We start from the raw sequence: 24950 nt of genomic DNA on the forward strand, positions 1-24950 counted from the left end.
AGGAGCCAAATCATGTTCACAGACCTCTTTTCGAAGCGCCACAAGCTGGAGATGCCCTCGCGGACCGATGCATTGCCCGGCCGCGACACGCCGCTGCCGACCGCAACCAACCATTTCGTCAACGGGCGCGCCCTCAAGGGACCATATCCCGAGGGCATGAAGACGGCCATGTTCGCCATGGGCTGCTTTTGGGGCGTAGAGCGAATTTTCTGGTCGCTCGACGGCGTATGGGTGACGGCGGTGGGCTATGCCGGCGGCATAACGCCCAACCCGACCTACGAGGAAACAGTCACCGGCCTGACCGGCCACGCCGAAGTGGTCCTCGTCGTCTATGATCCGGAAAGAATTTCCTATGAAGATCTGCTCGGCGCGTTCTGGGAAAGTCACGATCCGACCCAGGGCATGCGCCAGGGCAACGACATCGGCACCACCTACCGCTCCGCGATCTACGCCTCTGATGATGCACAGCTTGTGGCGGCCGAAAAGAGCCGAAAAGACTATCAGGCGGCCCTTAACAAGGCCGGGTTTGGCCGTTCCATCACCACCGAGATAGAAAAGGCGCCCACGTTCTATTTCGCCGAAGACTACCACCAGCAATATCTGGCGAAGAACCCGAACGGCTATTGCGGCGTCAGGGGAACCGGCGTCGCCTGCCCGGTTGGCGTGTAAAGCATAATTGCGCATTTCATGGGCCTGAGCGGCCTTTGCCTGCATTTTGTGCGTGATTCTTGCCATGAGCCGTGCAAGGATGGGCTAAGGCCGGCTGCGCATACAGCGCAAAGGCCCGCCGCAACCGGACTGGCGGTGCGGAAACCAATAATGAACGGAACAACGACAGGGTTGGTCACAATGAAGCGTACACTTCTCAGCATGTTTGCACTCGCCGCGATGTCGGCCACGGCTTTGGCCGCCGATATCAAACCGGCGATCATCTATGACCTCGGGGGAAAATTCGACAAGTCATTCAACGAGTCCGCCTTTAACGGCGCGGAGAAGTTCAAGGAAGAAACCGGTATCGAATACCGGGAATTCGAAATCCAGAACGACGCGCAGCGCGAGCAGGCATTGCGCCGCTTCGCCCGCGACGGCAACAATCCGATTGTCATGGCCGGCTTTTCCTGGGCGGCCGCCCTCGAAGACGTTGCCGCCGACTATCCGGACATCAATTTTGCGATCATCGACATGGTCGTCGACAAGCCGAATGTCCGCTCGGTCGTCTACAAGGAGCAGGAAGGCTCTTATCTCGTGGGCGTGATGGCGGCCATGGCGTCCGAAAGCGGCACAGTGAGCTTCATCGGCGGCATGGACATTCCGCTGATCCGCAAATTCGCGTGCGGCTACAAGGGCGGCGTGATGGCCACCAAGGAAGACGCAAAAGTCCTCGAAGCCATGACCGGCGACACGCCGGAAGCCTGGAATAACCCGGTCAAGGGCGGCGAGATCACCAAGTCGCAGATCGCCCAGGGTTCCGACGTCATCTACGCCGCCGCCGGCGGCACCGGCATCGGCGTGCTGCAGGCGGCCGCCGACGAGGGCAAACTCGGCATCGGCGTCGACTCCAACCAGAACGGCCTGCAGCCCGGGCACGTGCTGACCTCCATGCTGAAGCGCGTGGACGTCGCCGTCTACAACGCCTTCAAGGATGCGCAGGAAGACAAGTTCACCTATGGTTTCAATGTTCTGGGTCTCGCCGAAAACGGCGTTGACTACGCCATGGATGAAAACAATGCGCCGCTGGTGAGCCAGGACATGCGCGACGCCGTTGAACAGGCGAAGTCGGATATCATTGAAGGCAAGATCGTCGTACACGACTATATGTCGGACGAAAAATGCCCCTATTGATTGCATTCGACAAAAGTTGATCATGAAAGCCGCCGGGTCGAATGGCCCGGCGGCTTTCTTTTTCAGAACGCATTCGGGAAATGAACCGGCCAGCGGCCCGGGATAACCGCCACGATGTCATAACGCAGAGACAGGCGCGAAGCGTCCGATTGCCGTGACAGCCAAACATCGCCGGCAGCCGCAATGCGCCTGGCCGCGTTCGCTGTGACCGCATCAACGGCGGCCTGTTCGCTGGCGCGCGCCTTCACCTCCACAAAGACGGCCAGATCGCCCTTGCGCATGATGAGATCGACTTCGCCATGGCGGGTGCGGTACCTCCGGGCGACCGGGCGATAGCCTTTCAGGACAAGCGCCAGCGCTGCGAACCATTCACTCAAATGCCCTTTTCTGAAGGCCTTTCGACGCGCTTCGACGCCAGTTTTGCCGCCGCTCACGCGCCGTCAGCCTTCATTTCGAGAAGCCGGCTGTAGAGCCACTTGCGGGAGAGACCCGTCACTTTTGCAGCTTCTGTCGCCGCCTTTCCCGGCGCAAGGGTTTCGCCAAGCTCCCTGAGCAGTCCATCGACATCGACTTCATCTATTTCCCTGGCTTCGGGAGGACCGATCACGAGCACGATTTCGCCCCGGACATTGTCCGCAGCGGAATAGCGCCGGGAAAGCTCCTCCAGGCTGCCGCGCCGGACTTCTTCGTAGGTCTTTGTGAGTTCACGGCAAACCGCAGCCGGCCGGTCGCCGCCGAGCGTGCCTGCGCAATCGGCCAGCGAAGCGGAAAGGCGTTTCGGCGACTCAAAGAAAACAAGCGTGCCCGGTACGCTCTTCAGTTCGGTCAGCCTGTCGATGCGCGCCTTTTTGCGATTCGGCAGGAAGCCTGCAAACAGAAATGCGTCCGTCGGCATGCCGGAGGCGACGAGAGCGGCAAGCGGCGCCGAAGCGCCTGGAACCGGCGTCACCCGAATACCCGCCTCTATCGCCTGTTCGACAAGTCTGTATCCGGGATCGGAGACAAGCGGCGTTCCCGCGTCAGACACGAGAGCGACCGATTTGCCATCTTCGATAGCTGCGATCAAGGCCGGCCCGGCCTTCGCCGCATTGTGCTCGTGATAGGCAAGCGGCCGCACGGAAATCGCGTATCGATCAAGAAGCTTCCGCGTAACACGCGTATCTTCGCAGGCGACGATATCGGCCGCTGCAATGGTCTCCAGCGCGCGTATCGTTATATCGCGCAGATTGCCTATCGGCGTGGCCACAAGGTAGAGGCCGGGCTCGATAATCCCTGCGGAAATTTCCTGCGTTCCGATGTGAAAACTGCCTGCCATGCGCCCTGATTCCGCGATCCCTTCCTTGGGTTTCGCATACTTTGCCCGCCGCAGGCAATTGCCAGGCTGGCGACCGGCGTCCCCCCTTTACCGACGGTATTTAAATCAATACTAATCGTTCGTATCGCCAATGGCGAAACGATGGGGGACTGGGGATTGCGGGACATACCGAAACGGGCGTTCGCTCGCCTGACGGCGTTGAGCATTGCGACCATCGCTTTGGCGCTCGCCTCATGCCAACAGACGGTCAATTACGGCCTGCCCACGGATATCCAGGTGGAACCGGCGTTCGAGGTAACAAGTTTACCGGCAAAGACAGGTCCCGCGCTCGGAGAAGTGCTGGGCTCGGGTCCGACGCGCGTCGCCATGCTTCTGCCGCTGTCGGCGCCGGGAAATGGCGCGCGGGTCGCCGCCGAATATCGCAACGCCGCTGAACTGGCGCTGGAGACACGCGGCGAGCACACGATGGAACTTGTCATCAAGGACACCGGCGGCACCCCGCTAGGCGCGCGAGCGCGCGCCGAAGAGGCAATGCGCGAAGGCGCTGCTCTCGTGCTTGGCCCGGTCTTCTCAACCAGCGTCGCCTCGGCCGCAAGCGTCACCCGACCCGGCAAGCGGTACGCAATCGCCTTTTCCTCCGATCCGACAGCCGCTTCGCCCGGCGTCTACCTGATGTCGTTCCTGCCAAGCCAGGTCGTCGACCGGGTCATTTCCTATTCCGTGAGCATCGGATCTCCCTCCATCGCTGCGATTCTGCCGGAAGGCGCCTATGGCGCGCTTGTCGAGCAACAATTGCGCGCTTCATTGAAAAAGCGCGGCGGCAGGCTGACCGGAGTTTCCTACTATCGCTACGACAATCAATCGCTGGTCACCGCCGTAGAGCAGGTTCTTCCGGCGATCGAGGAGGCTGATGCGATTTTCCTTCCCGATGGAGGCCAGGCGCCCATTGCGCTTGCTCGGGTTCTCCAGTCGGAAGGCGTAAAACTCCCGGAAAAGCGCCTGATCGGCACAGGACAGTGGCGATCGTCCGATCTGAAATCCGCTTATCTACAGGGCGGCATCTTTGCTGATATGGACGAGACCTATTTCACGCCGTTCCGTGAAAACTATCGCGAGAAATTTGGCGCCGACCCGACCGTCAACGGCGGTCTTGGCTTCGATTCGGTGATGTTGGCCGCCGATCTGCTGGCCTCCGGAAACCCTGAAGCGCTGTCGCGTTCAAATCTCGAAAACAGCCGCGGCTATCTCGGCGTCACGGGCGCCTACCGTTTCCTTCCGGACGGCCTGAGTTCGCGAAGCCTCGCCATTTACCAGATACAGGAGGGCGAGGCGGTCGTGCTCCAACCGGCGCCGGCCCATCCTGGCGCCATCACCACGGCCCAATACTGATGCCGCCCTGCGTCAGCGGCGCGCTCTTGCGAGAGCTCCTGAAAAAGCATCCGCGAACGTCTCCCGGTCTTCCGGATTGAGAAAGGAGCCAATATCGGTCGCGCGCCCTTCTCCGGAAACGGCCATGCGCGTGATTCCGATCTCGTCGTGCCGGGAAACATGAAACCGCGCCCAAAGCGGGTTCCAGTGAAACTCGGTGGAACGCCCGGAAGGCGCGTATTTGTTGATCAGCAAATCGGTCCGGGAAACGCTCACCGTTTCCCTGGCGCGCGCCGAACGGTAATTCAGCCAAAAGGCCCCGAAAAGAAGCGCAAGATCGAGCCCGAAAAATGCGCCCACAGGCCAGGCGCCGGAAACCATGAAGACCGTCGAATGCGCCAGGGTAATGACAGTGGCGACGCCCATCACGACGAGAAAGCCCACACGGCCGAGAGAGCGGTGCGGCGTAAGCATGGCCTCGAAAATCGGTTTCTCCGGATCCGGCGCGACGCGCTCCGAAGAATTGCTTTTGTCCATAACACGCGAATATAGAGAAAAAATGCAAAAGGCAAAACCAGAATCAGCGCCTGCAGGCGTACGCGGGCCGAAGCGGCGCAAGCCGAGAAAAAGGCTTCCGAAAAGCCTCTATTCACGGAGCGAACTGGACGAGATCTTCCGGCGTTTCTCCGTGCAACGACCCGGGCCGACGGGCGAACTGGAGCACGTCAACGCCTATACGCTTCTGGTCGCAGTGGTTTTATCGGCGCAGGCGACGGACGCCGGCGTGAACAAGGCGACCCGCGCTCTGTTCCAGATTGCCGACACGCCCCAGAAGATGCTGGATCTCGGAGAAGACAGGGTGCGGGAGCATATCCGCACGATCGGTCTTTACCGCAACAAGGCGAAGAACGTCATCTTGCTGTCGCGCGCGCTCATCCATGACCATAACGGAGAAGTGCCGGCCGACCGCGACGCACTGACGGCGCTGCCCGGCGTGGGACGAAAAACCGCCAATGTGGTGCTCAACATGGCCTTCGGCCAGCCAACCATGGCTGTCGACACCCATATCTTTCGCATTGCAAATCGCATCGGCCTGGCGCCAGGGAAGGACGTGGACAAGGTCGAGCAAAATCTGCTGCGCACCGTGCCGGACTGCTATCTGCTGCACGCCCATCACTGGCTCATTCTGCATGGACGCTACGTCTGCAAGGCCAGAAAACCGGATTGCGCCGCCTGCGTGATCGCTGACCTTTGCAAGTACAAGGCCAAGACGACGGATATTCCGGCGCCGCTCACCCGGATTTCCTGATCACGCGGCGAATTCGGGGTCTTTGCGCGAAATCATCTTGTGCAGATGGACCATCATCGAGGCGCCGAAGATCGGCGTCAGCAGGTTGACGATTGGTATGGCGAGCACCACCGCGATGACAAGACCGCCCAGGAAAATCGTTGTCCCGTGCTTCGACCGCATCCGCCGGACCTCTTCTTCGCTACGGAAACGCAGCGCGGCGAACTCGAAGAATTCGCGGCCGAACAGATATCCGTTGACGAGGAAAAATGCGATGAGATTGACGCCCGGAACCAGCAGCAAAAAGAGCGCCAGAAGATTGCCGGCGATGACAACGCCGAGGAACTTCACGGTATAAATCGCGGCGCGGCCGACGGGGAGCGCCTGTCCCGGCGCATCGGCCGGGTAATCGCGCGATTCGATGACTTCAGCGACGCCGTCGAGAAAAAGGCCAGCGATAATCGCCGTGACCGGCGCGATCAGAAGAACGAAAGCCGCGGCAAGACCCAGCGAGGCGATGATGCCTGCGAGCGAACCGATCCAGACAACCCAGTCCGGCATCGTCGGCAGGAACGTCTGGATCCAAGGCGCCACATAGGCGACGAATATCTCGCGAATCAAAACCCAGCCGCCGACAAGCAGCAGCAGGGTCAATCCGAGAATTCGCCAGAAGGCGGCGCGCGTTTCCGGCGCAAGCATGTTGCGGCCAGCAAGCCGCACGGCTTCAAGAATCATGGGAAGGGTCCAGGTGGGCCATGGGATGCAGATAGTGATCCGCCTGACCAAATCAAGCGCGAAGAAAACAGGTCGCATGGCCGCGATTTCCCAAAACCCCGGTCATCGGCTTTTCAAAGGCGACAAACACGGCTAGATCACTCTCGTCATCAAGAAGCGCACAATCGAACCAACGGAATGAGGGACTGACCGCATGAGTGATCTGGATGTTCTTTGCATCGGAAACGCAATCGTCGACATCATCGCAAGATGCGAGGACTCGTTTCTGATCGAAAACGACATCACCAAGGCGGCCATGAACCTGATCGACGCCGATCGGGCCGAACTGCTCTACAGCCGCATGGGTCCGGCTATCGAGGCCTCGGGCGGCAGTGCGGGAAACACGGCCGCCGGCGTTGCGAGTTTCGGCGGCAAGGCCGCATTCTTCGGTAAGGTCGCCGACGATCACCTCGGCGGCATCTATCGGCACGACATCCGCTCCCAGGGTGTGGTGTTCGGAACAGAAGCCCTCAAGGACTATCCACCGACAGCCCGTTCCATGATTTTCGTGACGCCGGACGGCGAACGCTCCATGAACACCTATCTGGGCGCCTGCGTGGAGCTCGGCCCGGAGGATGTGGAGGCTGATATCGTCGCGGCCGCGAAGGTCAGCTATTTTGAAGGTTACCTTTGGGATCCGCCGCGCGCAAAGGAAGCGATCGTGTTGTGCGCGAAGATTGCGCACGAAAACGGCCGGGAAATGTCGATGACGTTGTCAGACCCATTCTGCGTCGATCGTTATCGCGACGAATTTCTGGAGCTGATGCGCGGCGGCGCCGTCGACATCGTCTTCGCCAACGAGCATGAGGCGATTTCGCTGTATCAGACGGCTTCGCTGGAAACTGCGGTTGACCTGCTGGCGCAGGATTGCAGCCTCGCCGTCATCACACGGGGCGAGAATGGCTCCATCGTCGCCAGGAAGGAAGAGCGGATCATTATTCCAGCCATCGAAATCAATGAGCTTGTCGACACGACTGGCGCGGGAGATCTCTACGCCGCCGGCTTTCTCTACGGCTACACCAACGGCCGGACGCTGGAAGATTGCGGACATCTCGGAAGTCTCGCCGCCGGTCTGGTAATCCAGCAGATCGGGCCTCGGCCCATGCTTTCACTGAGACAGGCGGCGATCGATCGGGGTCTTTCAGACGGCGCATCGACGGACGCGCGCGACCGGGCCTGACAGGCCCGGCTTTCTAACCTTTCCGGCTATTCCTGATCGCCGGCTTCCACGCTCGCGGCTTCCGTCTGTTTGGGTCCGCCCTTGGCGACCCCCACCATCGCAGGCCGCAGCACGCGTTCGCCGATCACGTAACCGTCCTGAACCACGTCAACGACCGTGTTGTTGGGCACGTTCGGATCAGGCACCTCGAACATGGCCTGGTGAAAATTCGGATCGAATTTCTCGCCTTTTGGCGCAAGCTTCTTCACGCCATGGCGCTCCAGCGCCGACAGCATCGAGCGCTCTGTCATCTCGACGCCTTCGATCAGCGCCTTCAGGCCAGCCTCGCCAGCCTCACGCGTTTCGGCGGGGATGGCGTCGAGGGCGCGACGCAGATTGTCCGACACGCCAAGCATGTCGCGCGCGAAACCGGAAACGGAATAGGACTTCGCGTCCTTGACGTCTCGAGCCGTGCGGCGGCGCAGATTGTCCATCTCGGCGGCCATGCGCAGATATTTGTCTTTCCACTCGTCGGCTTCGGCGGCAAGAATTTCCAGCGGCCCCATCGGATCGGCTGATTCGCCCTCGCCGGCTTCCGGTTCAATGACTTCATCCTGCGGCGCAGAGTCGTTGACGGCGTCCTGCTCGGGCACAGTCTTACCTTCGTCGTCAATACCGTGTTTCTTCGTCTCATCGGTCATGACGTGACTTGTCCTTCTTTCTTATTTTCGATGTCGTGACGCATATCGAGGTTTCGCGACAAAAAATCAAGGGACGAAACCACCCGAATCGCGGCTTGAAAGCCTGGCCACGACCCATGCTCTCTGTCTTGCGCAGCGACCTAGCGAATCATTCTCGACACAACCTGGGCGGTGTAGTCGACCATCGGGACGATGCGGGAGTAATTCAGCCGCGTTGGACCGATGACGCCGACCGCGCCGACGATCCGGTCATCGCTGTCGCGATAGGGCGCAACCACAAGGGATGAGCCGGAAAGGGAAAACAGCTTGTTCTCCGAACCGATGAAGATGCGAACGCCGGAACCGGCCTCGGCAAGGTCGAGCAATTCGATCAGTCCGTCCTTTTTCTCCAGATCATCGAAGAGCATGCGCAGCTTGTCGATCTCCTCGATGTCTCGCATGGTGTCGAGCAGGTTTGCGCGGCCGCGCACGATCAGACGGGCCGGCTGACCTTCCGACGACCCCGACCATACTGCAACGCCCCGTTCGACGAGGTCGCGGGACAGCGCATCCAGTTCGTCGGCGACCGTCTGCTTGAGGCGATGCAACTTGCCGCGCAACTCGGGCAGAGTATGGCCGGCCAAGTGCGCGTTGAGAAAATTGGCAGCCTCGACGAGCTGGGACGCTGTGACGCCGACAGGCAACTCGATGATCCGGTTCTCGACCTGGTCGCCCTCCCCGACGATGATGACAAGGGCGCGCGTCGCATCCAGCCTGACGAATTCGATATGGCGCACGATGGCGTCGCTCTTGTTGGCGATAACCAGCCCGGCGCCGCGCGAAAGACCCGAAAGCAGCTGGCTCGCCTCGGTCAGAAGCGTTTCAACCGAATGATCGCGGTTGCCGCCGCGCACCTGGCGTTCAATCATGTCGCGCTCTTCGGTTGAAAGATCGCCAGTCTCCATGAATGCGTCAACGAAGAAGCGCAGACCCTGCTGGGTCGGAAGGCGTCCGGCGCTCACATGCGGCGCATAGATCAATCCCAGTTCCTCGAGATCGCTCATGACGTTTCGGATCGACGCGGGCGACAAGGGATGAGCCAGGATGCGGGAGAGGCTCCTTGAGCCTACCGGCTCGCCGGACTCCAGATAGGTCTCCACGAGACGGCGGAATATTTCACGCATCCGCTCGTCATGCGACATGGCGTTGGAGAGATCGAAATTTGCCATATTACTCATGCGAACCCCGTGACCGGCCATTTTCCGGTCGCTGTCTGTCGATCAATCTACAGCCCGTTCCATCCTTTCGATCAGGCCGCTGACGACCGTAAAATCTGCATTTGTCGCGTCACTATATAGGTGTTTTTCTTTGCTTGCATACACAAGGGGCGTTACATAGCACCAGAAACAGTAAAGTTGTTCCAAGGGAGTGAAAAGATGCGGCCATCAGGCAGAAAGCCCGACCAGATGCGGGACGTCTCTTTTGAAAGAGGCTATTCCAAACACGCAGAGGGCTCTTGCCTGGTCAGATTCGGCGATACGCATGTGTTGTGCACGGCGAGCCTTGAAGAACGGGTTCCACCATGGTTGCGCAACGCAGGTCGCGGTTGGGTTACGGCGGAATACGGAATGCTGCCGCGAGCAACGGGCGAACGCATGCGCCGCGAAGCGAGCGCCGGCAAACAGAGCGGTCGCACGCAGGAAATCCAGAGGCTGATCGGGCGGTCGCTTCGCGCCATCACGGATCTGGAAGCGCTCGGAGAGCGACAGATTTCCATCGATTGCGATGTCATCCAGGCCGATGGAGGAACCCGCACCGCATCAATCACCGGAGCATGGATTGCGCTTTACGACTGTCTGAAGTGGATGGAAAAGCGCCAGATGGTGAAAGCGGAAAAGGTTCTGAAGGATCACGTCGCCGCAATTTCCTGCGGCATATTCCTGAATCAATCGGTGCTCGATCTCGATTATGCGGAAGATTCGTCCGCCGAGACAGACGCCAATTTCGTCATGACTGGCGTGGGCGGGATCGTGGAAATACAGGGAACGGCGGAAGGCGCGCCGTTCAGCCAGGACGAATTCCAGGCCATGCTCGATCTCGCCAAAGCAGGTATTTCAAATCTTGTCGAATTGCAAAAACAAACCATCGGATAACAGGCCATGACAGCCATCTCCGGCATTCTTGAAACAGTATTATACGTTAGAAATCTCAACGCAGCGGAAATATTCTACGGGAATATTATCGGCCTGGAAAAGGAAGTGCGTGTCGGCAATCGCCATGTCTTCTTCCGTTGCGGCCAAGGCATGCTTATGATCTTCAATCCGGAGGAGACGGTCAAACCTCCAACCAGCGCCAAGACGCCGGTTCCTCCGCATGGCGGCCATGGCGAGGGACATGTCTGTTTCAGCGTGCCGGGCGACGAACTTGACGCGATCAAGGACATGCTGGAAGACAACGAAGTTTATATCGAGGCGGATTTCCGCTGGCCCAATGGCGCCCGTTCGATCTACATCCGCGATCCGGCTGGCAACAGTGTGGAATTCGCAGAGCCGCGTCTGTGGGATTTTGAGTAGAAGTCCATTGCGCAAGCTTACCGAAAGAAAAATCGTCATTGCCAGCCACAACCAGGGCAAGGTGCGGGAATTGCGCGCGCTCATGGACCCGCTCGGCTATGAAGTGGCGACGGCCGCCGATCTCGACCTCGACGAGCCCGAGGAAACCGGCGCCACATTTGAAGCCAATGCGGAGCTGAAGGCGCTCGCCGCCGCAAAAGTCGCCAACATGCCGGCTCTCGCAGATGATTCCGGTCTGTCTGTCGACGCTCTAAACGGCGATCCCGGGATTTATTCGGCCCGCTGGGCGGGTCCTGACAAGGATTTCCGGCTGGCAATGAAGAAGGTGACGGACCGACTTTCCGGACTCCCGCCAAAAAAACGCTCCGCCCGGTTTGTGTCGGTCATCTGCCTCGCCTGGCCTGACGGCCATACCGAGTTTTTCCGTGGCGAGGTGGAAGGCGTGCTGACGGAAAGTCCTGTCGGCGACGGCGGGTTCGGATACGACCCGATCTTTGTTCCGGAAGGGCATGCGCGTACTTTCGGCGAGATGGGCGCTGAGGAAAAGCAGGCGCTCTCGCACCGGACCCGGGCTTTCGCCAAGTTCGCAGACCAGTGTCTCGTTGAAGCCGGACCCTGACCGTGCCGCCCCATGATCCTGCCGATCCCGGATTCGGCGTCTATGTGCATTGGCCCTTTTGCGCAGCCAAATGCCCCTATTGCGATTTCAACTCCCATGTCCGACACGGCGGGGTCGACCAGGACCGTTACGTTATCGCTTTCGCGCGCGAAATCCGGCGCATGCTGGAACTGACAGGTCCACGCGCCGCGACCAGCGTGTTTTTCGGGGGCGGCACGCCGTCTCTCATGGGACCGGCCACCGTTCAGGCGATTCTTGAACTCATCGACGCCGCCTGGCCGCTCCTCGAGGGGGCTGAAATTACCCTTGAAGCCAATCCGTCCAGCGTCGACGCAAAGAATTTTCGCGGATATCGCAACGCCGGCGTCAATCGCGTCTCGCTCGGCATTCAGGCGTTGAACGATCCGGACCTGCGGTCGCTCGGGCGGTTGCACGACGTCGCTGAGGCCCTGCGCGCGATCGAGCTTGCCAGGGAGCTGTTTCCCCGCATGTCCTTCGATCTTATTTACGCCCGACCCGGACAGACCGTGGAGGCATGGGAACGCGAACTCAATCAGGCGATGTCCTATGCGGTGGATCATCTGTCTCTGTACCAGCTTACCATCGAACGCGGCACACGTTTTTTCGACCTGCACAAGGCCGGCAAGCTCGTCGTGCCTGACGGCGACCTTTCAGCGGAACTCTACGAAGCAACGCAGGAACTGACGGAGGCGCGCGGTCTGCCCGCCTACGAGATCTCCAACCATGCGCGACCTGGCGCGGAGAGCAGGCATAACCTGACCTATTGGCGCTACGGCGACTACGTCGGGCTTGGCGCGGGCGCGCATGGCAGGATTTCGACGCAAGAAGGCAAGATCGCGACCTCCAATCATCGCCTTCCGGAAACCTGGCTTGAAGCGGTGATGAAGGACGGCGACGGCTTCGACGCGTTTGACCCGCTGGACGATCCGGCGCAAGCGGACGAACTGATGCTGATGGGCCTGCGTTTGAGAGAAGGCATGGATCTTGTGCGGTGGAGCAGCCTTTCAGGCCGCTCCATCGATCCCGGCACAGAAACCTTCCTGCAAAGCCACGGACTGATCGAGCGCGCCGGCAATGCGCGATTGCGCTGCACGCCGGCGGGCATGATGGTGCTGGACGCGGTCGTCGCCGACCTTGCGATCTGAGGACGGTCCGCCTCTATAGCGCTGCGGATTCCTTGAGTTTTTCGGTCGCCGCCCGCTGATGTGCTTCGAGCATGAAGCCGTCGAAGAACGCGGCGAGGTCCGCGTGAGCTTCAAGCGGAAGCACATGCGCCACATACTGGTCCGGTCTGACCACGACCATGCAGCCATGATCGCGATTGACGCCGCGCATATCGAATATGTCGCCATGCGCAGGGTCCGGGCAGAACATCTTGGTATAATCGATGAGACCGTAGCGCCCTTTTTCGGGTTTCAGAAAGGCAGGTAAAGTTTCCAGCGCCAGGTCCTTGTGCCCCTGCTGGAATACCGCGCGGACGTCTATCACCGAATCGATATCGGCTTCCTCTGGAGTGTATTTGCACACTGGAGAATCCGGCGATCCCGAAAGGAACTTGCACAACGCCTCAATCGACGAACCGGCAGCCGCAGGATCATCAGAAGGCGCAAAGACATAGATGCGCCACCGGCCGTCAGCCGTGGCGGCGTGACCAAGCTCGATCGGCTTTGCGTCGGCCAGACGGATAACCGGAGCGGAATGCAACCGCATGCCGATCATCAACCCTTTCGCCAGGTGCTGATGGGCCGGTTCAGCGGAAATGACGGATTGGCGATAGCGCGTTGCGGTCCCCGCCGTGTAGCGACCATGGCGTACAAAATAATCCTGAACATCGGCTGGCTCCACGCCGTCTGGATGGTCGGCGGATTTCAACGGCGCGCTCAGCATCCTGGCCCATTCCCGATCGAAATCGATCAGTTCCCCAGCGATCGCCTGACGTTCGGCCGAATAGCTGTGCAGCAAATCCGGCGGCGTCTGGCCCCGCAGAACCGCAGCGAGCTTCCAGCCGAGATTGAAGGCGTCCTGCATCGACACATTCATGCCCTGTCCGGCTTTTGGACTGTGCGTGTGGCAGGCGTCGCCGGCAATGAAGACTCGTGGCAGGCGCTCCGCCACCTTGTCCTCCGGCACATCATCGAACTTGTCGCACAGCCGCTGTCCGATCTCGTAGACCGACCACCACGCAACCTCTTTCACATCGAAACTGTATGGATTGAGAATGCGTTTCGCCGCCGCGACAAGGTGGTCGACGGTGATGTTGCGGTTCGCCACGCGCTCGTTTTCACTGAGTTTGTCGAGCTCCACATAGACGCGGACCAGATAGTCGCCTTCCCGCGGTATCAGCACGATGCTGCCCTCGTCGGTCGACTGAATGAGCGACTTGCGACGGATATCCGGGAAATCCGTCACTGCAAGGACGTCCATTACGCCCCACGCCTGATTCGCCGAATCGCCGCGCAGTTCGCGACCCAGAAGCCGGCGAACCGCGCTGCGGGCGCCGTCGCACCCGACGACATAGCGCGCGCTGACGGTTTCCGTTTCGCCTTCGTGACCCTGATCGACCCTTTCGAAACGCGCGGTGACCGGAGAGCCTTCCCCGTCCCCGATTTGCATGTCGGTCAATCGACGAGAATAATACGGCGCCATCCGGGATGGTGATCCGCGCATGGTCTCGAGATAGAAATCATGCACCCGGGCCTGATTGAGAATGACGTGGGGGAACTCGGAAAGGCCATCTTCCACATCCTGAACTCTTCCATGTCGTGTGATTGAATCCGGCCGGGCGTCGTCAGGTCTCCAGAAGGTTGTCTCGTTGACCCAGTAGGCTTCCTTCAAAACTTTTTCGCAGAATCCAAAAGCGTGGAACATCTCCATCGTGCGACAAGCAATGCCGTCCGCCTGGCCCAGTTCGAGCGGGCCGGGTTTCTGATCAACGATCATCGTTTTTATGTCCGGAAAGGCCGACAGCTGCGTCGCCAGGGTAAGGCCGGCCGGGCCGCAACCGACAATCAGGACGTCGACCGCCTCGGGCGGTCTTTCCCTGGAAAAGGCCGGATGCGTCGTCGAAGCCTCGGAGATCGCCGGATCTCCAGTTCTGAATCCGTTGAGATGAAATTGCATCAACACGCCCTCCTCATCACGCCCGGCGGCAAATCCGGGCTCGCGTTTTCTATTGATCAGTATACTGATTATCAGTATACTTGTAAACCATGATCGATCACAAGGAAACAGGCATGGACAGCTATGATGTAATGCCGGGTCATCTGGTGCGCAGGTTGCAGCAGGCCGCGGTAGCGATCTTCCAGGCCGAGGTTGCGCGCGCGGGATATGATATGACGCCTGTCCAGTATGCGGCGCTGACCGCGGTCCGGGTCAATCCGGGCATCGATCAGGCGACGCTCGCCGGACTGATCGCCTATGATCGGACGACGATTACCGGCGTCGTCGATCGGCTGACCCAGAAAGGCTTCCTGACGAGGGAGCCGAGCGAGACGGACCGGCGCGCCCGCATACTGCAAGTCACAGAACGCGGCCACACGGCGCTTCGAGAGATCCAGCCTGCGGTGGAGCAAGCCCAGCGCATCATGCTGAGAGGTCTGGACGAAACTGAATCCCAGGAATTCATGCGCCTGCTCGCAAAGACCGTAGGCGCCGTCAACGAACTCAGCCGCGCGCCGCTCAAGGCGACCAGATAGATTCTTCCTCCAGAACCTGCCTTGTCAGGATCGTCTGACGCATCGTCGCGTTGCGTGACCGGGCGGGAACTGCGCTGTGCTCATGACACGATCGTTGGCGCCGTCACGGTTCCATCAATTGCTCCTCGGCCCTTACCGAACGCCCAGGAAACGCTATAAATACATCAAACAGGTGTTCACAACCTGAAAGCGGGGGATTTTATGGATATCAGCAAAGCGGGCGCCCGCCCTTCCAGACCGGGCCCTGAAGAGTGGTTTACGGGACGAGTTCGGATCGATCCGTTGTTCGAAGCGCCGTCACCGGCGCGCGTCGCCGGAGCCAGCGTGACGTTCGAACCCGGAGCCCGAACCGCCTGGCACACGCATCCGCTGGGGCAGACGCTGGTGGTCACTGCCGGGTTTGGACTTGCGCAACGCGAGGGCGGACCAATTGAGGAACTACGGCCCGGCGATGTGGTTTGGTTTGCGCCGGGTGAAAAACACTGGCATGGCGCCTCGCCTTCGACGGCGATGACCCATATTGCGATACAGGAAATGCAGGACGGGAAGGCTGTCGATTGGATGGAACACGTCTCAGCGGAACAGTATCCAGCCTGATGGTCCTTTCAAACATCCTCGACTTGCTGACTGGCCGGGCATTCTCTCTGCCACCGCGCATTCAGTTCGCCGCTTTACCCTATCGCATAAGGAAAAAAACCGTCGAGTACCTGCTTGTGACCAGCCGCGACACAGGTCGCTGGATTATACCCAAGGGCTGGCCGCTGAGCGGAGGAGATGTCGCAGAGACTGTGATGACGGAAGCCTGGGAAGAGGCCGGCATCTATGGAAAATTGCATGGCGAACCCGCCGGAGAATACAGTTATGACAAAAGAATGGAGAACCATTCGGTCAGGTGCCGCGTCGTTTTCTATCCCGTTCTGGTGACGAAACTTGCGAAGGATTTTCCAGAGCGAAACGAGCGCCAGAGGGAGTGGTTAGGCGCCGTCGAAGCGGCAAACCGCATCCAGGAACCCGATTTGCGCGAACTGTTCGAGGGCGGGAGACTCGATGCGTTGATCAAACGGATCGAGCACGAGGAATAGGCCATTTATTGCAGATGCGCCGCCGCTGACTCGCAACAAACCTCAGGGTCGCCCGAAAGGGCGCGGGGCATTGGCTTCGCAAACTTATCCTCAGAAAAGAAGGCCGCAAATTTGAACATATATTTGAGACTACCGGCAAAAACTGCATAGGTGTTTCCGAAATTCGGGGGGCGAAACAATAAGAACCAAACATCCAGCGCTGAAAAAGAGCACGCTCGACAAGGATCTCGACAAGTTCGTTCATCTCGAAGAGGCGACCGGATTCCTGTCGCGGGGCTTCGTGCTTCCGGGTTTGGGGTTTCTGTTCATAGTGCTGTCGGGCGTGGTCGCCGCCATATCCGTGACCGGCGAGCCGCGCGCGGCGTTTATCGTCGCCGCCACTGCGATCGGCGCCTACATGGCTCTCAATATCGGCGCCAACGACGTCGCCAACAATGTCGGCCCGGCCGTTGGGTCGCGCGCCATGTCCATCACGACTGCGCTGCTGATCGCGGCCGTTTTCGAATCGGCCGGCGCGTTGATTGCCGGCGGAGACGTGGTTTCCACGATCTCCAAGGGCATCATCGATCCACAAACGGTTTCCGATCCGAGTGTGTTCATTCTTGCGATGATGGCGGCGCTCATGTCGTCCGCCCTTTGGATCAACCTGGCGACCTGGCTTGGCGCGCCGGTGTCGACCACGCATGCAATCGTCGGCGGCGTCATGGGCGCCGGGATCGCTGCATCCGGCTTCGGAGCCGTCGAATGGCCGATACTCGGCGGCATTGCGGCAAGCTGGGTGATTTCTCCGGTTCTGGGCGGGGTCATCGCCGCAGCTTTCCTTGCGTTCATCAAGACCTTTATCGTCTATCGCCAGGACAAGATCGCCGCGGCCCGGCTCTGGGTGCCTATTCTGATCGCCGTCATGACGGGCGCCTTCTCGGCCTATCTCGCCATGAAAGGCGTGAAGAAGATCATACATCTTTCGCCGCTGCTCATATTGCTGATCGGCGTCGCCGGTTGCGCGCTCGGCTATGTCGCGGCAAAACCCTACATTCAGCGCAAGTCTGCGAGCCTTCCAAACCGCAATCAGTCCTTGCGGCGCCTCTTCCAGCTTCCGTTGATCATTTCGGCTGCGCTTCTGTCGTTCGCCCATGGCGCCAATGACGTGGCCAACGCCATCGGTCCACTGGCGGCCATCGTCCATGTCGCCGAATTCGGCGCAGTGACGGCCAATGTAGGCATTCCGATCTGGGTCATGATGATTGGCGGGCTCGGCATCTCCTTCGGTCTTGTTGTCTTCGGCGCGAAATTAATCCGGATGGTTGGAAAGCAGATCACCAAACTCAATCCGATGCGCGCCTATTGCGTTGCGCTGTCGGCGGCCATCACGGTCATTATCGCGTCCGCTCTTGGGCTGCCCGTCTCATCGACTCACATCGCAGTCGGCGCTGTCTTTGGCGTCGGCTTCTTCCGCGAATGGTACACCGCCAACTCCAGGCGCCGCGCCGACTACATGGCGCGCAAGGGTCATGGCCAACATCGCAACAAGACCGCAAAACCCCTGAAATCAAGCGACTATGCTTATACAGGGGACATGTTCGTGGCGGATGGCGCAGCTGTGGCAGGAAATCCGGAAGCAACGCGGCGCAAGCTCGTCCGCCGTCAGCATTTCATCAGCATCGTCGCGGCATGGATCGTCACCGTGCCGGCGGCGACGCTGCTGTCGGCCCTGATCTTCCTGGCAATGCAGTCGCTGGGTTGACCGGAATGGTCAGTGGGCGGCGGACATGTCGCCCAGAATTTCCTTCGAAGCCACGGTCGAATTCGCATTGAGGCGGTAGACCATCGGCACGCCTGTGGCGAGATTGAGCCCGGTGATCTCGTCCCGGCCCATCCTGTCCAGAACCATGACCAGCGAGCGCAGCGAGTTGCCGTGCGCGGCGACCAGGACCTTCTGTCCGGACAGGACGCGCGGCAGAATCTCGGTCATGTAATAGGGCCACACGCGCGCGCCAGTGTCCTTGAGACTTTCTCCGCCAGGCGGCGGCACATCGTAGGAGCGGCGCCAGATATGCACCTGTTCCTCGCCCCATTTCTCCCTGGCGTCATCCTTGTTCAGTCCAGCCAGATCGCCATAGTCGCGTTCGTTCAGCGCTTCGTCATGAATGGTCTCAAGGTCCGGCTGGTCGATCAGGTCAAGAATGATCTGGCAGGTGCGCTCGGCGCGCAGGAGGACAGAGGTAAAGGCGATGTCGAACTGAATGCCATATTCCTTGAGGGCGCGCGCGCCCTCTTCCGCCTCCGTTACACCCTTCTCGGTAAGGTCGGGATTCTTCCAGCCTGTAAACAGATTCTTGAGGTTCCATTCGCTCTGGCCGTGGCGGACGAGCACAAGGGTGCCGGACATGGAAATAACCTTTCGATCAGTTTTCGGATAAGCCCAGGACGTCAATCATGGAATAGAGCCCCGGCTCGCGGTTGCGCGCCCACAGCGCCGCCTTGACCGCGCCGCGGGCAAAAATTGAACGGTCCGTCGCCTTGTGCGAAAGTTCCACCAATTCGCCTTCCCCAGCGAGCATCACCGTATGTTCGCCGACAACCGAACCGCCCCGCAGCGTCGCAAAGCCAATCGACCCGGCAGGGCGCGGCCCGGTATGACCGTCGCGCACCCGGATCGATGCCGCGTCGAGGTCAATGTCACGCCCTTCCGCAGCGGCTTGGCCGAGAAGCAGCGCCGTACCAGACGGCGCATCCACCTTGTGGCGGTGGTGCATTTCGACGATTTCGATGTCCCAATCCTGAGGATCCAGAGCCTTGGCGGCCTGGCGTACAAGCACGGACAGCAGATTGACGCCAAGACTCATATTGCCTGACTTGACGATGATTGCCTTTTCGGCGGCTTTGCGAATTTTCTCCTCATGCGCAGCGTCGCAACCGGTTGTCCCGATAATGTGAACCAACCCGTATTGGGCGGCGAGGCCGGCGTTCGCAACGCTGACATCCGGCGCGGTGAAGTCGACCAACCCGTCTGACACGGCCATCGCCGCCTCAAAATCATCCGTGAAGGCGACGCCGATCTCTCCGAGTTGAGCCTGAACCCCGGCGTCTCTTCCAAGAATATCCGATCCGCTTCGCTCGATAGCCGCCGAGACCACGACGCCGTCCATCGAGGCGATCGCACGGATGAGCGCTTGTCCCATCCGGCCGGCGGCGCCCGCGACAGCGAGCCTCATATCGCTCATTGATCCGGGTCCTCTTTCAGAGGTTTACCGCCGTCCAGCAACTGCAGTTCCTTCTCCGCATGCCGTTTGCCGACGTCCTGCATCTTGAGGAATCGCGCGTAAAGGCCATCCTTCATGGTCGACAAAGACCGATGGTCGCCTTGTTCGACAACCTTGCCTTCAAGCAGCACCACAATCTTGTCGGCATGGGCGACGGTCGATAGCCTGTGCGCAATAACGAGGACCGTGCGGCCGCTCATCGCCTGTTCAAGCGCTTTCTGGACGAGAACCTCGGATTCGGTGTCGAGCGCCGACGTCGCCTCGTCCAGAAGCAGGATTGGCGCGTTCCTAATCAGGGCCCGCGCGATGGATATGCGCTGGCGCTGACCGCCGGACAGGCTCATGCCCGCTTCACCCACCGGCGTGTCGTAGCCATGCGGCTGTTCGAGGATGAAGTCATGCGCGTAAGCCAGACGCGCAGCCTCTTCGATTTCCTCGTTCGTGGCTTCCGGTCGTCCATAGCGGATATTGTCGCGGATCGTGCCTTCGAAGAGATACGGTTGCTGCGACACATAGGCGATCGCGTGACGCAAGGAATCCTTGGTGGTTTTGGATACGTCCTGCCCGTCGATTAAAATACGCCCGCCATCCGGGTCGTAGAATCGGGGAAGAAGACTCATGATCGTCGACTTGCCCGCGCCTGACGGACCGACCAGCGCCGTCATCTTGCCGCCTTCGGCGACAAAACTGACATTGTGGAGCACCGGGCTCGCTTCGCCGTAGCTGAAAGACACATCCTCAAAACGGATCTCGGCGTCTTTGACCTCAAGCACCTGATCTCCAGAGAGATCGGGCTGGTCCGGCTCTTCATCGAGAATTTCGTAAATCATGCGCGCGTTGACCATCGCGCCTTCCAGGGAGATCTGCAACCGTGCAAGCCGCTTTGCCGGTTCGTAGGCGAACAGCAGCGCGGTGACGAAAGAAAAGAAGTCGCCCGGAAGCACGCCGCCATAGATCGTTCGGATCGCCGCGTAGGCCAGCACGCCGGCGATGGCGATGCCGGCGAGCGTTTCCGTCAAAGGCCCGGTGCGTTCAGTCAGCCTTGCGATACGGTTGGACCGGGCTTCGGAATCGCGGATGAGTACATCGACATTCTTGCCGAGTTCCTTCTCCATCGTGAAAGCTTTCACGACCGCGATTCCCTGCAGGGATTCCTGCATCGTGCCCAGCACCCGGCTGTTGACGAGAACCGCCTCGCGCGCGATGACGCGCAGGCGGGTCGCAATGTAACGCAGAGCCAGCACAAGCGGCGGCGCCACCAGCACCACGCCTGTGAACAGAACCGGGTCGCGATAGATCATCACTGCGACGAGACCGATTACGGTGAGAAGATCGCGCGCAAGCGATGTGATGGTCATGTTGAGAACGGACCGAATGCCGCCAGCGTTCTGCGACACCCTGGCGGCGAGCTGCGCGGAACGCACTTCGCTCAGATAACCGACGCTCATCTTCATCAGATGCGTGAACAGACGACGCTGATAGCGCGCCACGATATTGTTGCCGATCTTGGCGAGGGCGACCGCCTGGCCGTAGCCGGCAAGACCGCGTACGACAAAGGCAAGGAAAACAGCGCCGCTGATCCACCAGACCACTTCCCCGCGCTGTTTGGCAAAAGCCTCGTCGACAATGTCCTTGGTGATCCAGGCGGTGAACGCGGTCGTCGCCGCAACCAGCATTAGGCAGGCGATGGCGAACACATAGGTGCCGATATAGTCGCGGAAATTCTCCGAGAATATGCGTCTCAGAAGCGGCCAGATGGTTTCCCTATCCAGTGGTTCCTCTCGCGAATGCGGGCCCCTGCCCGGCGCCATTGGAGGCCTCATTCCGGGTGTTGGTCTGAACTGGTTCATGCGTGCAACATCTGCTTCTTCCAACGCCGACCGTCCGTTGTCACGCCAAACCGGCCGGGAGCGCGCGCATAGGCTGAGAGCCCTGAAAGCGCAGCCAGCGGATGGGTGATAACGCAAGTAGGTATGGATTTCATGAGTGTGGAATGCGGAGCCTTGTCTTCGAAAGCGTTTCGGAAATCGGGCCGCATCAGAACAGGAATGATCTTCTGCGCGATACCGCCGGCGATAAAGACGCCGCCCCGAGCCATGAAGATCAGAGCAAGGTCGCCGGCGACGCGACCGAGATAGGCGGCGAAAAGGTCAAGGGCTTCGGACGCCGCGGCATCCTCGCAGTCAAGCCCCGCCGCGGTGACTTCGGACGGTTTATTGCAAACAGGGTCCAGCCCGCCGGATTTGCAAATGGCCCTGTAGATGTTCAAAAGACCGTCGCCGCACAGGAGCTGTTCGGCGGAGATTCGTCCTTCGATGGGCTCCAGATACGGAAATATCTCAAAATCGCGCGACGAACGCGGTCCGAGATCGATATGTCCGCCTTCCCCGGGAACCGGAATCCACATGTGATGCGAGTGGACAAGACCTGCCACGCCAAGCCCCGTCCCCGGGCCGACCACCACTCGTGTAGCGTATTTCTCCGCCTTCGCCTCTCCGATTGCACGTAGATATTCCGGTTCGAGCGATGCGGCCGCCAGCGCCTGGGCTTCAAAATCATTCAGCACGATGACTTCCTCAAAGCCAAGCGATTCAATCATCGCATAGGGTCGAACAACCCAATTGCAATTGGTCAACTTGATCTCGTCACCATCGACCGGGGCTGCGATCGCAAAGATCGCCGATCGCGGTTGAACCGACGTGCTGTCGAGCACAACAGTCTGTATCGCCTCGTCAATCGTATCGAAATCTGCTGTCGCAAACACCGGAAAATCCCGAGGGCTCGCATTTGCATCAACCAAAATGGCGAAACGCGCGTTGGTTCCACCAATATCGCCGATAAGGATCGGAAAACTGACCGCGGCGTCCTGGTCATGTTTTTCGGTCATAGTGCGTTCTACTCTCGATAATCCACCCGGTGTGCTCGCACCGGCGCTCCGTCGCCGGTTATCGTACATAACCGATCTGGACTGGTCCCCTATAGGCAAGGTTGTCAGCAATTGAAAGATGCGATCCCCGCAAACGTCAAAGGACTAGGTGTGGCGGATTCTACATTTGATCTCGCTTGCCGCGCGCGCTCAAATGTCAAAACCGACCGTCAAACCACAAACTGCAAACTGGCCGTTGTTGCTTCCAACGCTCGCGCCGGCTTAACGGCGTTTGTCGCCGCCTTATTGCACAGCCGGGCGGGGTTTGGGAAGCGGTATGAGCGCGGGCATGGAATAAGGCGTCGTGACCGTTTCAACCGGCGCAAATGCGCTTGCGTCCGCGCCGGAATCGCGTGTCGCCGCCGAAGCGGAAGCCGGCGCGGCGGCCGCAAGCACGGCGCGACACACGGACGGTAGGTCCGACATCATGATATGGCGCGGCTTTGCGGGCTTTGTCGACGGCTTTGCAGGCTTCTTGGGCTTCAACGCGACATTGAACCACCAGTCGAGCGGCTCACCGCATCCGTCATCGGCAGGCACCGCATTCTGCGCCCTGCAGGCTTTTGAATTGTCCGGACAGCGTATCCGCACATGCATATGATAGTAATGTCCGTAGTAGGGCCTTACCTTGTTCAGGTTCTTGCGATCGCCTCTCCAGGTCTCGCACAGCTGCTTCTTGATCGCCGGATGGACGAGAACGCGCTGGACCTGCGGGTAGCTTGCGGCTCGCATGATCAGGCCGGCGTGGGCATACGTCCAAACTTTTGGATCGATGTCGACGCTGCCCGGCTTGAGAACCGAGATTGCGCTGATCGTTTCCCGATCCTGTCCGGTCAGGCGCCGGTCGGGCATGGGGGTCAGCCAGATATCCGCATCGAGCCCCACCTGGTGCGAAGCGTGTCCCGTCAGCATTGGCCCGCCCCTTGGCTGCGACATATCGCCTACCAGGAGACCCGGCCACCCGTCATGGCGCGCAGCGTCTTCCGACAATTGCCGGATCGTGTCGATCAATTGGGGATGTCCCCATCGCCGATTGCGCGACAGGCGCATGGCCTGCCAGCGCGGTCCATCCACGGGAAGCGCTACGCCGCCGGCAAGGCAGCCCTTTGAATAGAAACCGTAAGCCTGCGCATCCAGGCTGGAGGGGAGATCGGCGGCGCCAAAAAGCTGTTTGGCTGGCGTCTGGTCGGCGGCGAGCGAAGGGGCTCCGGCGGCGATGACGCCAATGGAGACCATTGCGACCCACCGCGCAACCCGTCGCATCCATGAATAAACACTCACCGTTCGCTCCCGCTATTCTCTTTGCTTGCTGCAAAGCCTACATCAACTCGGTTTCCCGCTCCATGCGGAAGGATCTGTTGTGACTGGCGCATATCGCAGCCGCCCGCGATTGCGGCGACGGTCCGCGGCTTTACATATATGTCACATTCGAATAAGGAGGCGACCATATTCAGACCGAAGTCAAAGGCATCAGCCAATTGCGGACCGGAACGCCGGTCCGCCCGTCACCGGGTCAAAACCATGTTGCACCGTCTGCCAGCCCGACCGGAGGATTGTATGCCAGGTGGTGCTGGGACCATTCAAACCAACCGTTCCGGTCCTGCGCCGTCCACTCGGGGATTCCACTGACCGGATGAACAGCCGTCTTTTGAAATTTCTCGTTGTCGGCGGGGTCGGATACGTGACGGACGCCGGTATCCTCATGGCGCTGTTGCGCTGGACGGAAATTGATCCGTTTACCGGCCGGCTCATCGCCATTGCGATCACCTTGCAAGTCACCTGGCTGCTGAACCGCCGTTTCACTTTCGAAAAGAGTCATCGTCACGCCGCCGTCGAGGGAATGCGTTACAGCGGCGTTGGCATTGCGAGCAGCTTGCTCAATTATCTGGTCTATTCCTGTCTTCTTGTTTTTGTTCCTACATTGCCGCCGGTCGCAGCCCTGACGCTCGGATCGGCCTCCGCTACGATTTTTTCCTACACAGGCTATGCGAAACTCGTTTTCGGCCGCTAATAGGGTCTATTCCGGCTATTGTGCCATGCAAAAAGTTTTACTGGTCTTTGAGATGAACAGTGTGCACTATGTCGCTCCGGAAAGCGGGCCGGTCTACCGGTTTGCTCAACGGACGACAGGGCAAAAGAGCGGGCAAGGGCGGATCACCTGGACCTGCTCCGGGCCTCCGCGTGGGATTTCGCCGGCGCCAAAGGGCAGCGCCGGGATCGGGAGAGACATCAGGGGATTCGTGTTTGACCATCTACGTAAAGCAGCGGGCATTTCCACCGAAACGCCTGGCCGGTTTCCATATGCGGACCGACGCAACGGGTTCGATACGACTACGGGAGCATTG

26 protein-coding genes are annotated in these 24950 nt (G+C 59.8%); 14 read left to right on the forward strand and 12 right to left on the reverse strand.

Features of this window, described 5'->3' with window-relative positions; genetic code table 11:
* Positions 1 to 9 precede the first annotated feature (9 nt).
* Complete coding sequence (gene msrA, locus K1W69_RS13460; protein WP_370688261.1) at positions 10 to 669, forward strand: peptide-methionine (S)-S-oxide reductase MsrA; 660 nt, start codon at positions 10 to 12, stop codon at positions 667 to 669.
* 180 nt (positions 670 to 849) lie between these two features.
* Entirely contained in the window at positions 850 to 1842 is a 993-nt protein-coding gene (locus K1W69_RS13465; protein WP_220228847.1) for a BMP family lipoprotein, read from the forward strand.
* A 62-nt stretch (positions 1843 to 1904) separates the two neighbouring features.
* Here K1W69_RS13465 and K1W69_RS13470 read toward each other — a convergent pair whose 3' ends face one another.
* The gene (locus K1W69_RS13470) at positions 1905 to 2276 is read right to left on the reverse strand and encodes a YraN family protein (RefSeq protein ID WP_220228848.1); all 372 of its coding nucleotides are present in this window, start codon (positions 2274 to 2276) and stop codon (positions 1905 to 1907) included.
* Entirely contained in the window at positions 2273 to 3157 is an 885-nt protein-coding gene (gene rsmI, locus K1W69_RS13475; protein ID WP_220228849.1) for a 16S rRNA (cytidine(1402)-2'-O)-methyltransferase, read from the reverse strand. Before rsmI ends, K1W69_RS13470 begins: the two co-directional genes overlap by 4 nt.
* Before the next feature lie 141 nt (positions 3158 to 3298).
* Here rsmI and K1W69_RS13480 point away from each other — a divergent pair, with 141 nt between their 5' ends.
* Positions 3299 to 4546 (forward strand): penicillin-binding protein activator, encoded by a 1248-nt coding sequence (locus tag K1W69_RS13480; RefSeq protein WP_220228850.1) that lies wholly within the window; start codon positions 3299 to 3301, stop codon positions 4544 to 4546.
* A 12-nt stretch (positions 4547 to 4558) separates the two neighbouring features.
* Here the strand turns inward: K1W69_RS13480 and K1W69_RS13485 are convergent, their stop codons facing one another.
* Positions 4559 to 5062: a DUF2244 domain-containing protein gene (locus K1W69_RS13485; protein WP_220228851.1), complete on the reverse strand. Its 504-nt coding sequence runs from the start codon at positions 5060 to 5062 to the stop codon at positions 4559 to 4561.
* A gap of 22 nt (positions 5063 to 5084) precedes the next feature.
* Between K1W69_RS13485 and nth the strand changes: the two genes are divergently transcribed.
* The gene (nth, locus tag K1W69_RS13490) at positions 5085 to 5834 is read left to right on the forward strand and encodes an endonuclease III (RefSeq protein ID WP_220228852.1); all 750 of its coding nucleotides are present in this window, start codon (positions 5085 to 5087) and stop codon (positions 5832 to 5834) included.
* On the opposite strand, the gene K1W69_RS13495 is transcribed toward nth, so the two are convergent.
* Entirely contained in the window at positions 5835 to 6548 is a 714-nt protein-coding gene (locus K1W69_RS13495; protein WP_220228853.1) for a sulfate transporter family protein, read from the reverse strand. It lies immediately after the preceding gene.
* A gap of 193 nt (positions 6549 to 6741) precedes the next feature.
* On the opposite strand from K1W69_RS13495, the gene K1W69_RS13500 reads away from it, so the two are divergent.
* Positions 6742 to 7767 (forward strand): adenosine kinase, encoded by a 1026-nt coding sequence (locus K1W69_RS13500; protein WP_220228854.1) that lies wholly within the window; start codon positions 6742 to 6744, stop codon positions 7765 to 7767.
* Between the two features lie 26 nt (positions 7768 to 7793).
* On the opposite strand, the gene grpE is transcribed toward K1W69_RS13500, so the two are convergent.
* Together grpE and hrcA are read right to left on the reverse strand one after the other, a co-directional pair.
* Positions 7794 to 8447: a nucleotide exchange factor GrpE gene (gene grpE / locus K1W69_RS13505; RefSeq protein WP_220228855.1), complete on the reverse strand. Its 654-nt coding sequence runs from the start codon at positions 8445 to 8447 to the stop codon at positions 7794 to 7796.
* A 140-nt stretch (positions 8448 to 8587) separates the two neighbouring features.
* Positions 8588 to 9664, reverse strand: a complete 1077-nt coding sequence (gene hrcA / locus K1W69_RS13510; protein ID WP_258571029.1) for a heat-inducible transcriptional repressor HrcA — start codon at positions 9662 to 9664, stop codon at positions 8588 to 8590.
* A gap of 198 nt (positions 9665 to 9862) precedes the next feature.
* Between hrcA and rph the strand changes: the two genes are divergently transcribed.
* Genes rph through hemW form a run of 4 tightly spaced genes read left to right on the forward strand, consistent with a single transcriptional unit; the run spans position 9863 to position 12784 of the window.
* The gene (gene rph, locus K1W69_RS13515; protein WP_220228857.1) at positions 9863 to 10579 is read left to right on the forward strand and encodes a ribonuclease PH; all 717 of its coding nucleotides are present in this window, start codon (positions 9863 to 9865) and stop codon (positions 10577 to 10579) included.
* A gap of 6 nt (positions 10580 to 10585) precedes the next feature.
* Positions 10586 to 10999 (forward strand): VOC family protein, encoded by a 414-nt coding sequence (locus K1W69_RS13520; protein ID WP_220228858.1) that lies wholly within the window; start codon positions 10586 to 10588, stop codon positions 10997 to 10999.
* A 7-nt stretch (positions 11000 to 11006) separates the two neighbouring features.
* Positions 11007 to 11618, forward strand: a complete 612-nt coding sequence (rdgB, locus tag K1W69_RS13525; RefSeq protein WP_220228859.1) for an RdgB/HAM1 family non-canonical purine NTP pyrophosphatase — start codon at positions 11007 to 11009, stop codon at positions 11616 to 11618.
* Positions 11615 to 12784 (forward strand): radical SAM family heme chaperone HemW, encoded by a 1170-nt coding sequence (gene hemW, locus K1W69_RS13530; protein WP_220229340.1) that lies wholly within the window; start codon positions 11615 to 11617, stop codon positions 12782 to 12784. The genes rdgB and hemW overlap by 4 nt, the downstream gene beginning before the upstream one ends.
* A 13-nt stretch (positions 12785 to 12797) precedes the next feature.
* On the opposite strand, the gene K1W69_RS13535 is transcribed toward hemW, so the two are convergent.
* A complete protein-coding gene (locus K1W69_RS13535; protein WP_220228860.1) occupies positions 12798 to 14759 on the reverse strand; it encodes an FAD-binding monooxygenase in 1962 nt (653 codons plus the stop codon).
* A 113-nt stretch (positions 14760 to 14872) separates the two neighbouring features.
* Here K1W69_RS13535 and K1W69_RS13540 point away from each other — a divergent pair, with 113 nt between their 5' ends.
* The 4 genes from K1W69_RS13540 (at position 14873) to K1W69_RS13555 (ending at position 18160) form a co-directional block, all read left to right on the forward strand.
* Positions 14873 to 15334, forward strand: a complete 462-nt coding sequence (locus K1W69_RS13540; protein WP_220228861.1) for a MarR family winged helix-turn-helix transcriptional regulator — start codon at positions 14873 to 14875, stop codon at positions 15332 to 15334.
* Positions 15335 to 15535: 201 nt separating this feature from the next.
* The gene (locus K1W69_RS13545; RefSeq protein WP_220228862.1) at positions 15536 to 15931 is read left to right on the forward strand and encodes a (R)-mandelonitrile lyase; all 396 of its coding nucleotides are present in this window, start codon (positions 15536 to 15538) and stop codon (positions 15929 to 15931) included.
* Positions 15892 to 16416: an NUDIX hydrolase gene (locus tag K1W69_RS13550; protein ID WP_258571030.1), complete on the forward strand. Its 525-nt coding sequence runs from the start codon at positions 15892 to 15894 to the stop codon at positions 16414 to 16416. The genes K1W69_RS13545 and K1W69_RS13550 overlap by 40 nt, the downstream gene beginning before the upstream one ends.
* Positions 16417 to 16594: 178 nt before the next feature.
* The gene (locus K1W69_RS13555) at positions 16595 to 18160 is read left to right on the forward strand and encodes an inorganic phosphate transporter (protein ID WP_220229342.1); all 1566 of its coding nucleotides are present in this window, start codon (positions 16595 to 16597) and stop codon (positions 18158 to 18160) included.
* Positions 18161 to 18169: 9 nt separating this feature from the next.
* On the opposite strand, the gene K1W69_RS13560 is transcribed toward K1W69_RS13555, so the two are convergent.
* The 5 genes from K1W69_RS13560 to mepA form a co-directional block, all read right to left on the reverse strand.
* Positions 18170 to 18805: a 2,3-bisphosphoglycerate-dependent phosphoglycerate mutase gene (locus tag K1W69_RS13560; protein WP_220228863.1), complete on the reverse strand. Its 636-nt coding sequence runs from the start codon at positions 18803 to 18805 to the stop codon at positions 18170 to 18172.
* A gap of 16 nt (positions 18806 to 18821) precedes the next feature.
* Positions 18822 to 19640 carry a 4-hydroxy-tetrahydrodipicolinate reductase gene (gene dapB, locus K1W69_RS13565; RefSeq protein WP_220228864.1) on the reverse strand — a complete coding sequence of 273 codons (819 nt, stop codon included), beginning with the start codon at positions 19638 to 19640 and terminating at the stop codon, positions 18822 to 18824.
* Complete coding sequence (locus tag K1W69_RS13570; RefSeq protein ID WP_220228865.1) at positions 19637 to 21490, reverse strand: ABC transporter ATP-binding protein; 1854 nt, start codon at positions 21488 to 21490, stop codon at positions 19637 to 19639. The genes dapB and K1W69_RS13570 overlap by 4 nt, the downstream gene beginning before the upstream one ends.
* A gap of 35 nt (positions 21491 to 21525) precedes the next feature.
* Positions 21526 to 22566: a glucokinase gene (locus K1W69_RS13575; RefSeq protein ID WP_220228866.1), complete on the reverse strand. Its 1041-nt coding sequence runs from the start codon at positions 22564 to 22566 to the stop codon at positions 21526 to 21528.
* Positions 22567 to 22848: 282 nt separating this feature from the next.
* The gene (gene mepA / locus K1W69_RS13580; protein WP_220229343.1) at positions 22849 to 23868 is read right to left on the reverse strand and encodes a penicillin-insensitive murein endopeptidase; all 1020 of its coding nucleotides are present in this window, start codon (positions 23866 to 23868) and stop codon (positions 22849 to 22851) included.
* A gap of 370 nt (positions 23869 to 24238) precedes the next feature.
* Here mepA and K1W69_RS13585 point away from each other — a divergent pair, with 370 nt between their 5' ends.
* A complete protein-coding gene (locus K1W69_RS13585) occupies positions 24239 to 24616 on the forward strand; it encodes a GtrA family protein (protein ID WP_220228867.1) in 378 nt (125 codons plus the stop codon).
* The last annotated feature ends 334 nt before the right edge of the window (positions 24617 to 24950 follow it).

The organism is Flavimaribacter sediminis (assembly GCF_019492055.1).
Taxonomy (GTDB): domain Bacteria; phylum Pseudomonadota; class Alphaproteobacteria; order Rhizobiales; family Rhizobiaceae; genus Flavimaribacter; species Flavimaribacter sediminis.